This is a genomic window from Streptomyces sp. DSM 120436 (assembly GCF_055778765.1).
Window position 1 is genome coordinate 582,416 of record NZ_JBSKBS010000002.1, and the last position, 9,817, is coordinate 592,232.

At 76.2% G+C, this 9,817-nt stretch carries 7 protein-coding genes; all 7 read right to left on the reverse strand.

The features are described from left to right. Nucleotides 1-29: 29 nt before the first annotated feature. From ACWH4W_RS24525 to ACWH4W_RS24555, 7 genes are read right to left on the reverse strand one after another with little or no spacing between them, the layout of a single operon-like run. Complete coding sequence (locus ACWH4W_RS24525) at nucleotides 30-2,045, reverse strand: condensation domain-containing protein (protein WP_473078018.1); 2,016 nt, start codon at nucleotides 2,043-2,045, stop codon at nucleotides 30-32. Further along, on the reverse strand, nucleotides 2,042-3,463 hold the full coding sequence (locus ACWH4W_RS24530; protein WP_473078019.1) for a class I SAM-dependent methyltransferase: 1,422 nt from the start codon (nucleotides 3,461-3,463) through the stop codon (nucleotides 2,042-2,044). The genes ACWH4W_RS24525 and ACWH4W_RS24530 overlap by 4 nt, the downstream gene beginning before the upstream one ends. Beyond that, a complete protein-coding gene (locus ACWH4W_RS24535; RefSeq protein WP_473078020.1) occupies nucleotides 3,460-4,842 on the reverse strand; it encodes a class I SAM-dependent methyltransferase in 1,383 nt (460 codons plus the stop codon). Before ACWH4W_RS24535 ends, ACWH4W_RS24530 begins: the two co-directional genes overlap by 4 nt. After that, the gene (locus ACWH4W_RS24540; protein WP_473078021.1) at nucleotides 4,820-6,436 is read right to left on the reverse strand and encodes an ABC transporter ATP-binding protein; all 1,617 of its coding nucleotides are present in this window, start codon (nucleotides 6,434-6,436) and stop codon (nucleotides 4,820-4,822) included. The genes ACWH4W_RS24535 and ACWH4W_RS24540 overlap by 23 nt, the downstream gene beginning before the upstream one ends. Further along, nucleotides 6,433-7,254, reverse strand: a complete 822-nt coding sequence (locus tag ACWH4W_RS24545) for an ABC transporter permease (protein ID WP_473078022.1) — start codon at nucleotides 7,252-7,254, stop codon at nucleotides 6,433-6,435. Before ACWH4W_RS24545 ends, ACWH4W_RS24540 begins: the two co-directional genes overlap by 4 nt. Then, nucleotides 7,251-8,222, reverse strand: a complete 972-nt coding sequence (locus ACWH4W_RS24550) for an ABC transporter permease (RefSeq protein WP_473078023.1) — start codon at nucleotides 8,220-8,222, stop codon at nucleotides 7,251-7,253. The genes ACWH4W_RS24545 and ACWH4W_RS24550 overlap by 4 nt, the downstream gene beginning before the upstream one ends. Further along, nucleotides 8,219-9,784, reverse strand: a complete 1,566-nt coding sequence (locus ACWH4W_RS24555; RefSeq protein WP_473078024.1) for an ABC transporter substrate-binding protein — start codon at nucleotides 9,782-9,784, stop codon at nucleotides 8,219-8,221. The genes ACWH4W_RS24550 and ACWH4W_RS24555 overlap by 4 nt, the downstream gene beginning before the upstream one ends. Nucleotides 9,785-9,817 lie beyond the last annotated feature (33 nt).

A 9,817-nucleotide genomic window follows, 5' to 3' on the forward strand; every position in this document is an offset into this window, starting at 1 on the left:
GGGGCCGTCCCGCCCCCGCCGCACCCTTCTCACCGGTCGTCCGGTTCGCGGAGGGCGGCGGCGAGTCCGGCCACCGTGGGCTGCCGGAGGAAGCGGCGGGGCGTCACCCGCCCCAGCCCCTCCCGCGCGAGCGAGCCGAGCATCCGCACCGCGAGCAACGAGTCACCGCCGAGCGCGAAGAAGTCGGCGGTGCGCTCCTCCACCGAACAGTCCAGCAGCTTCCGCCAGTGCGCCGCGACGGCTCGTTCCGTGTCGTCCCGGGGCGGTCCCGGCTCCGTTCCGCCGGCCGCCGCCGCAGGTACGGACAGGCGCCGGCCGGACGCCTGCCGGCCCGGCCCGGCCCGCTCGCCGTCGACCGCGTCGGGCAGTCCGACCACGGCGGCCCAGCCGACCGGTTCGACCAGCGATTCCACGGTCGCCATGAGATCGGCGAACATCCGGTCGACGTCCGCTCCCGCGAACAGCTCCTCCACCAGCGAGAAGACGACCACCAGCTCCCCGCGCAGCTCGAACAGCCGCACCTCCAGGGCCACCTGGGGCGTCCGCAGCTGCTGGTGGTGGCTCAGCAGGTCGATCGCGCCCAGCGGCCCGGCCTCCTGGGGCACCTCGCTGCCCAGCGCCGCGTCCACTCCCAGGGTGGACTGGAAGACGACGGGTGCCACCGGGCGGTGGGTGCCCCGGCGGCGGCCCAGTTCGCGGGAGACCTCCACGCCGGTGATCAGGTTGTGGGCGAGCGCGTCGCCGATGTCCCGCTGCGCGCGGCCGGCGAGGTCGGCGAAGACGGGGGCCGCCGGCAGCTCGACCGGCAGGAGCATGGTGGAGGAGAAGGCTCCCACCAGGCGGGACACGTCGGGGTGGAGCGGGAGGCGGTTCAGCTGGAGGGTGTTGAGCAGGAAGCGGCGGTGTCCGCAGGCCCGGGCGACGGCGGCGGCGAAGGCGGCGAACATCGCCGCGGACGGGGTCACCCCGTGCTCGGTGCACAGCCGGCGCAGAGCCGACCAGCGCTCCGGGTCGAGCACCGCCTGCCGGGTGCCCATCAGGGTGGGGCGCACCTCGGCGGGGTCGGCCACCAGCGGCAGGGCCGGCGGCAGCGGGAAGTCGTCGAGGCGGTCCCACCACCAGTCGCGGTCCTGCTGCCACGCCTCGGTGCCGGGCAGGTCCCGCAGGGTCGTCACGTAGTCGCCGTAGTCGATGTCCAGGGGCGCGAGGACGGCGTTGTAGTCGGAGACCAGGGCGAACAGGTCGCGGTAGAAGACTCCGGAGGACCATCCGTCGATGATCAGCAGGCTGGTCGAGGAGTGCAGCCGGGCGCGGTCCCCGGGCATCAGCGTCAGGCGCATGTCCAGACCACAGCCCCGGGACGGGTCGGGGCCCTCGGTGCTCATCTCGTGGCGTATCTCCGCGAGCCGGGCCGCGGCCGTCTCCTCGTCGGCGTCGCGCAGGTCGGTGACCCGGAGCTGCGGTACCGCCTCCGGGTCGTCCAGGGGCAGGATGCGCTGCCGGCCGTCGGGCAGGATGCGTGCCCGCAGGACGGCCTGGTGCTCGGCCAGGCGCTCCAGGGCGTCCTGCAGCGCCTCGGGGGCTTCGTCGGCGTCGATGTCCTCCAGCCCGATGTCCACGTAGTGGTGCGCGGAGCGGTAGGACAGCTCCCAGGCGTCCTGCTGGCCCACGAAGTAGCCCTGCTGGAGCGGCAGGAGCGGGAACGGCGCGTCCGGGTCCTCGCGTCGGCGCAGGTCCAGGGGCAGCGGGCGCAGGGCGCCCGTCCCCGATCCGGTACTGCGTTCGTGGACGAGGGCGGCGAGCTGCGCGGCGCTCTGTTCGACGCGGACGTCCGCCAGCGCCAGCGGCGTGCCCAGCCGTTTGCGCAGCATCGCGGCCATGCGGACGGCCAGGACGGAGTCGCCGCCCAGGCTCAGGAAGCTGGCGTCCGCCGGTACGGCGGCCAGGTCGGTCTCCAGGGCGTCGGCCCACACGGCGCGGACGGCGTCGACCAGGTCGGCCGAGGTCTGCTCGGCGGTGTGTTCGGGTGTGGATGCGGGGGTCAACAGGGGGCTCCAGTCGGGTCGGCGGGGCGGATGATGTCGTCCACGGCGTGGATCCGTGGGAGGGGCAGGGCAGGGGGCAGGCGGCCGGCGAGCGCGGCACGGACACGGCCGGGGTCCGGGCGGGCGCCGTGGGTTCTGACGCGTCCCGCGATGACGCGCTGGCCCGCCGAGGCGAGGGGGTGCTCCTCGTGCGGCAGGACGGGCAGCGGGTCGAAGCCCGCCGCGTCCAGTTGCCGTGCCCATTCCCCGGCGGTGAGGAAGACCCGGTCCTGGCCGGCCCGCAGGTCCGTGAACCACTCCTGTTCTCCGGGCGCGGGCGACATCAGCAGGTACATGGAGGTGAGCGCCTGGTAGTGCTCCTGGCACGACTCGACCAGGACCAGCAGCCCGTCGGGCGCCAGCAGTTCCCGCAGGGCCGCCAGACAGCGTCCGGCGTGCCGTGCGTTGTGCAGGACGTTCGCCGCCAGGACGACGTCCTGGGAGCCCGGTTCCAGGCCCTGTTCGAGCGGGTCGGCCTGGATGTCGAACAGGGCGTGCCGCAGTCCGGGGTGGTCGCCGAAGGCGTTCCGGGCCGCCCGCAGGAAGAACGGGGAGACGTCCGTGAACAGGTAGTCGACGGGCGTGTCGCCGAGCGCCTGCAGGACCGTGCCGGTGGTGCCGCCCACGCCGGCGCCCGCTTCGAGGACGCGCAGGGGGGCCGGCCCCGTCCGGCGGTGGGACTCGCCGGCGATCAGGGACGCGGCGGCGTGGTTGGCCCAGCGGCTGGGGACGCTGTCGCGGTAGTTGCCCTGCGCGGTGTCCGTCTCCCCGTCGGGGAAGAGGACCTCCTGCAGGGACGTGCGGTCCTGGAGCAGCAGCGGGAGCCGTTCGGCCGCGGCCCGGAAGAAGCGGGTCATGGACGCCGGGTAGCCCAGGCCCGCGCAGGCGCCGTCCAGCTCGCGCAGTGCCCGGGCGTGGCCGCGGCGGTCCGGCACCGCGAGGGAGTGGTGGCGGCCCGTCGCCGCGTCCAGGTGGAGCCGGCCCTCCGCGGTCAGGGTGCGCAGCCAGCGCCGTACGATCCACGCGTGCCGGGGTGCGACCGCCAGGGCCCCGAGGACCTCTTCGGTGGCGGGCCGGCCGGCGTCGCGGAACAGACGGGTCCGGTCCAGTACCCGGGCCATCGTCAGCAGCGCCGTCTCGTCGAGCTGCCGCATCAGTGCCGGGAGAACGGTCGGGTCGGTACCGCGGACGGTGGCGTCACCGGTGTCCGCGGCCCGGTCTGCGGCGCGGGCGTCGTCCCGGCCGGGACCCGGCGACGGCCGCGCCGACGGGGGCGGTCCCGTCACCAGCAGGGTGTCCTGTCCACCACCGCGCACCAGCTGCCACTGCGTCACGCCGGGCAGCCCGGCGAGGGTCTCGTCGGTGAGTGCGTCGTTCACGCGTGGCCGTCCTCGATGACGTCCACCACGGTGATCGCCGGCGGGGTCGTGTCCGGTTCGGCCCGGCGCAGGTGGTCGCGCAGCACCTCGGGCAGACGGCGCCGGACGAACAGGGGGAACGGCTCGTGGGCTGCCGGGCCGGAGGGCGCCGGGAGGTCCTCGGCCGCGGCGGGCGCGCAGTCGGCGGGGGCCGCCACGGCCAGCGCGCGCGGGTCGGCGGCGTCGAGCAGTACGGCGGCGTCCGCTCCCCGCAGTGCCTCGCGCAGGGCGTACGGGGTCACCGCCCCGGGGGCGTCGTGGAGCAGGGCGTTGGGGATGCCGTGGACGACGACGGGAGGGCCGTCGAGCGCGTCGCGCAGCGCTTGTGGGACATCGCTCCCCCGGTGCCCGTCCCAGGGCGTCCGGCGCACGTGCCGGGTTCCCGGTCCGCCGGTGTGCGGGCCGACGCGCAGGACGACGTCGTAGCGGTAGCGGGTGAGTTCGGTGTCCTCGGCCATGGTGCGGGCGTGCACGCTCATGCGGACCGGGCGGGGCCGGGTCGCGATCGCGGCGGCGACGGCCGCCGGGGTGAAGGACAGTTCCTCGTCCGCCTCGGCGGCGGCCGCGGCCCTTGCGGCGATCGTCGTGCCGTCCGCCTCGGGGTCGCGGGCCCGTTCCAGCCGTGTGAAGTGGTCGAGCAGCAGGCCGGAGTGCCGGATGTCCCCCACGATCACGGTGCCGCCGTCCTCGACCGCCGACAGCGCCCCGTGCAGGACGGTGGTCAGGTAGGCCAGGTCGGGGAAGCACTGGGTGACCGAGTTGAGCAGCACGCAGTCGGGGCGCGCGCCGGGGCCGAAGGCGGCGTCCATGGCGTCCCGCACCCGGGGCGCGGCCGTCTCGTGGGCGGCGGCCCGGACGAACGCGGTGCGGGGCAGGCCGGCCGCGGTGAGGCGGTCCACCGCGACCTGGGCGACGTCGGTGCCGGCGTACCCGTCCAGGTGCGGGTGCAGGCGGTGGGCGAGCAGGCCGGTGCCGCAGCCGAGTTCCAGGACCCGACTCGGACGCTGGGCCAGGACGAGGTCCACGGTGCGGTCCACCCAGTCCCGCATGTGGGCTTCGGGCAGCGGTGCTCCCGTGCCGGAGGCCCGCCACCCGGACAGGTCGAGGTCGTCGGCGTGCCGGCCCTCGGCCGTCTCGTACGTCCACTCGTAGACCTCGGCCCACTGCTCGAGGTGCTCGCGCATCAGGGGGCCCGGCTCGGGTGCCGCGGTCACGGCGTCCGGGTGCGGGACGACCCGGACGCCGCCGTCGGGTGCGGGGCGGGCCCGAGCCACCCAGGGATGGGCGGCCAGCAGGTCCGCGATCCGGCCGGTGTGTTCAGCCGTCGTGTGGTCGGACACCGGAGTGCTCCGTTCTCTCGTCGAGGGGGTGGTCGGGGGTCGTGTGCGGCCGTGGGACCAGGCGGCGCCCGGTCAGGCGGAGGACGCGGTCGGCGCGGGCGGCCGTGTCGGCGTCGTGGGTGACGGTCAGGACGGCGGGGCCGTCCTCCCGCAGCCGGTCCAGCAGGTCGAGGACGAGTCGTGCCGAGTCCGGGTCCAGACCCGCGGTGGGCTCGTCCAGCAGCAGCACGTCGGGCTCGGCGGCGAGCGCCCGGGCGAGAACCACCCGGCGGCGCTGGCCGCCGGAGAGCGCCGCCGGTCTGCGGCCGGCCAGCTCGGCGGGGAGTCCCACGGCCTCGAGGAGTTCCCGTACGCATTCCCGTCCGGCCGCCGCGGTCGTGCCGTGGAACACCTTCAGCGGCCGGGCCACCGCTCGGCCGACGGTGTGCGCCGGGTTGAGTTCCGCCGCCGTGTCCTGTCCGGCCAGTTGGACGGCGCGCAGCGTCCGCCGGTCGCGCGAGCGGGTCCCGGCGGGCAGCGGGCGCCCGTGCAGCAGGAGGTGTCCTGCCGCCGGTGGACGACGGCCCGCGAGGGCGTGCAGCAGGGTCGTCTTCCCGCTGCCCGACCGTCCCGTGACGGCCAGCCAGCCGCCCGCCGGCAGGTCCAGCTCGCCGACGCCGAGCAGCGGCGTGCCGTCCGGGGTCCGCAGGGTCAGGCCCCGCGCCGACAGCACGGGCGCCGGGGACGGGACGGGGTCCGCCGCCGTGCGGGGCGAACGTCCGGCCTGTGGTGACGCGGGATCGGCGATCGGGCGAAGCGGTTCCTTCCCCGGGGTGCGCGTCATCCGTCCGCGCTCGGCGGCGGTCACACGTGACCTGTACCGCGCGGTGGCGTCGGCACCGGCGGCCGGGGGCGCGTCACCGGCGAGCACCAGTGTCCGGTCGGCCAGTTCCGCGGCCAGCCGGGCATCGTGCGTGACCAGGACGACGCACCGGTCGGGGGTCCCACGGCGTGACCGCACCTCTTCGGCCACCAGGTCGGCCGTCGCGCGGTCCAGTGCCGAGGTCGGTTCGTCCAGGACGAGCAGCTCCGGGTCGGCGCACAGGGCCCGGGCCAGAGCGACCCGCTGGGCCTGTCCGCCGGAGAGTTCTCCCGCCCGCCGGGAGGCGAGCCCGGGTGGAAGGCCCAGTCGGTGCATCAGGGCCTCGACCCGCAGGGCGCGGGCGGCGGCGTCACCGGTGAACTCCTCGCCGATCAGCCGGTCCACGCGCCACAGCGGGTGGAGGGCCGCGCCGGGGTCCTGCGCCAGCCAGCCGCACCGGGCACGCCGCCACCGCCGGGCCGTCCGGCCGGGCGACACGACCGCGCCGCGCCAGCGCACGGTGCCCGCCGCGCGGTGCAGTCCGTCCGGGAGGACGTCGAGCAGGGCGCGCAGCAGCGTGGATTTACCGGCACCGGACGCGCCGGTGACGGCCAGCACCTGCCCCGGGCCGACGCGGACGTCGACCGGCGGCAGGACGGTGGCTCCGTCGAGGGCGCGGCGGACGGTCAGACCCTCGGCCGCCAGCAGCGGGGCGTCGGTGGGAACGAGCCCGTCGTGGGCGCGGACCGTCATGTCGCCTCCCCCGGAACACGGGCGGCCGTCCGGGCCGCCGCGGCGAACACCCAGGCGCAGCCCGCCAGGGGGATCGCCGGCGCCAGCAGCGCCCAGGGGTTGAGTGCGGCGCCGGGCAGGTTCTCACTGAGCATCAGGGCCCAGTCGGGGTCCGGGGGCTGGGGTCCCAGCCCGAGCACGGCGAGGGCCGCGGCGATCTGCAGTGCCGTGACGAGCCGGAGCCCGGCGTCGGCGGCGACCAGGCGGCGCAGGGCGGGCAGCACCTCGTGGAGCAGCACGGCGGGCGTGCGCTCGCCGCGCTCGACGGCGGCGTGCACGTGCCCGCTGTCGCGCAGCTGCGCGCACTGCGTGGCGACGACCCGCGCGGTGAGCGGGGCTCCCGCGAGCACCGACGCCACGACGACCGCCGTCGCCCCCGGCAGTGCGGTGGCCAGCACCAGCGCCAGGACCAGGGCGGGGACGGCCAGCAGCAGGTCGCACAGGGCCCGTACGGTGCGGGCGGCACGGTCGCCCGACCACCCCGCGGCCAGGCCGAGACCCGCGCCGCAGACGACGGCGGCGAGCGCGGCGAGCAGGGACACGGTCAGGAGCTGGGTGCCCCCGGCCAGGACCCGGGACAGCACGTCGCGCCCCAGGACGTCGGTGCCCAGCGGATGCCGTCCGCCGGGCGGCGCCCAGGGGGCGGCGACCGTTCGCTCCGGTGGGTGCGGGGCGGCGTACCGGCCGAACGGCACGCACACCAGCAGGGTGAGGGCCGCGGTCACGGACACCGGAGGACGGACGGCTCCGGGGAGGAACGGCGCAGGCGCTCCGGTCATGCGGTCCTCCCCGCCGTCGCCACCGACGGGCCGGGGGCCCCCGGCGCCGTGGTGCGACGGGCGGCCAGGTCGGCCAGGAGCATGCCCAGCAGCAGGACGGCGGCCGGGAGGAGGGCAGCGGCCTGGATGACGGGGACGTCCCGCACCGCGACGGCGGACACCAGCAGCTGCCCGGTGCCCGGGTAGCCGAAGAGGGTCTCCGCCAGGGCGGTCCCCGCCACGAGACCGCCGGTCAGCAGGGCCGTCACCTGGAGCGCCGGCGCGTACAGGAAGGGCAGGACGTGCCGGTGCAGCACGAGCGGGGCGGGCAGGCCGCGCAGCCGTGCGTCGGCCACGTGCGGGCGGCGCAGGGTGTCGGCCAGCGCCCCGCGCAGCAGGACGGTGGCGAACGCGGCCGAGGGCAGCGCCAGGGTGAGAGCGGGCAGCACCAGGAGCCGGGGGTCCGCCAGGGGCGAGCCGCCGGGCGGCAGCAGGGACACGGGGGGCAGCCAGCCCAGCAGCCCGGCCAGGACCGCGCCGAGCACCGCCGCGTGGACCGGCTGCGGCACGGCGGCCAGCCCGGTGGCGGCCGTGCCGCCCCGGCCGCCGCGCAGGTACGCCACGGTCAGGGCCGTCGAGGTGAGCAGCACGGTGACCGCGAGCGCCGCCGCGACCAGGACGGCGGTGGCGGGCAGCCGTTCGGCGAACAGCGTCGCCACCGGCTTGCCGCCCGCCAGCGAGCGTCCCAGGTCCCCCCGGACCAGGCCGTACAGCCAGTCGAGGTAGCGCACCGCGGCCGGCCGGTCCAGCCCGAGGCGTTCCCGCTCCGCCGCGACGTCCTCGTCGGAGGCCCGTCCCGCCGTCCTCAGTTCCCCGGCGTCACCGGGGAGCAGTTCGGTGGCCGTGAAGACCGCGGCCGTGGCGGCGACGGCCAGGGCGGCGGCCCGGCCGACCGGGCGCAGGGCGCGGCCGGCAGTGCGCGGGGTCACTTGGCCATCCACACCTGGTCGATGAACATGCGCTGGAATCCGGGCCCGTCGGGCAGTCCGCGCACGCCCGGCGCGGCGAGGTCCAGGCCGTCCCCGGTGCCCCAGACGACATAGCCGCCGTCCTCCCACAGCTCGCGCTGGATGCCGGAGAGCAGTTCCTCGCGCCGCGCCTCGTCGGCGGTCGACATGGCCCGGGCGAAGCCGTCGTCGAAGCTCTTGCTGCGCCAGGCGGTCTCGTTGGTCGGGGAGTCGGACAGCAGTCCGACGCGGACGAGGTCGGGGAAGGAGATGCCCCCGTAGTAGCCGGTGTAGAACGCCTTCTTGGCGTAGACGGCGGTCCAGTAGGTGTCCGCCGGCTCGACCTTCACCTCGGCGTCGACTCCGATGTCGGAGAGCTGCTGGGCGTAGAGGGTGGCCGCGGTGTCCATGCCGGGGTAGGAGGTGGTGGTGTGCAGGGTGACGGACAGTCCGTCGGCGTGGCCGGCCTCGGCCAGCAGCTTCTTGGCCCTCTTCACGTCGCGGGTGCGCTGCGGCAGGTCCTCGGGAGCCGAGGGGTCGTAGGGGGTGGGGAGGTCGTTGGCGATCTCGCCGTAGCCGAGGAACACGGTGTCGACCAGGGCCTTGCGGTCGGCGGCGAGGCGGAACGCCTCGCGGACCCGGGGGTCGTCGAACGGCTCGGTGTCCAGGCGCATGACGAACGGGTACTCGGTGACCCCGTCGCGTCGGACGACCTGGGTTCTCGCCGAGGATCCGGCGCTTTTGACCGCGGCGGGGCTGACGCTGCCGGCGACGTCGGCCTGCCCGGAGGCGACGGCGCCGGCCCGTGCCTGTGGGTCGGCGACGGCCTGGATCTCGATCCGGTCCAGGTGCGGGCGCTTGCCCCACCACGTGTCGTTGCGGGTCAGGACGGTGGTCTGGGCACCGGTCCGCTCCACCCGGTAGGGGCCCGAGCCGATGACGGGGCGGGAGAAGTCCTCGGTGCCCTCCGGGACGACGAAGGTGACGGACTCCAGGGCCCGGGGCGCGTCGGCCATCGGGGCGCGGGTGGCCAGGACGACGGTGTGCTCGTCGGGGGCGGTGGACTTCTTCATGTCGAAGTCGGCGAGCCTGCCGTAGTTCTCGGCGGCCTTGCCGCCGATGCGCCGCAGGGAGTACAGCACGTCGGCGGCGCGCACCGGTGTGCCGTCGGTGAAGCGGGCGTCCTCGCGCAGGGTGAGGGTCCAGCGGTCCATGGCGTCGTTGGGCTTCCACGACGTGGCGAGCCGCGGCCGGGTCCTCCCGTCCTCGCCGGGGACGGTCAGGACGTCGTAGGTCAGGGCGAAGCGCAGGACGTCGGACTCGTTGCCGAGGCCGCCGTGGGGGTCGTCGCTGGCGGTGGCGGGGGACCCCGCGACGGCGTACCGCAGGGTGCCGCCGTCGACGGGCGCGCCGGTGCGGGAGGCCGGGGTGTCGGCGGCGGGTGTGCCGGAGCAGGCGCTCAGCAGCAGGGCGCCGACCGCCGCGAGGGCGGTGAGGGCGGATCTGCGGGACAGGGGGCTGCGGGGTGACGGGTGCTGGTGCATGGTTGCTTTCCGCGAGAGGTTCGGGGGTCAGGG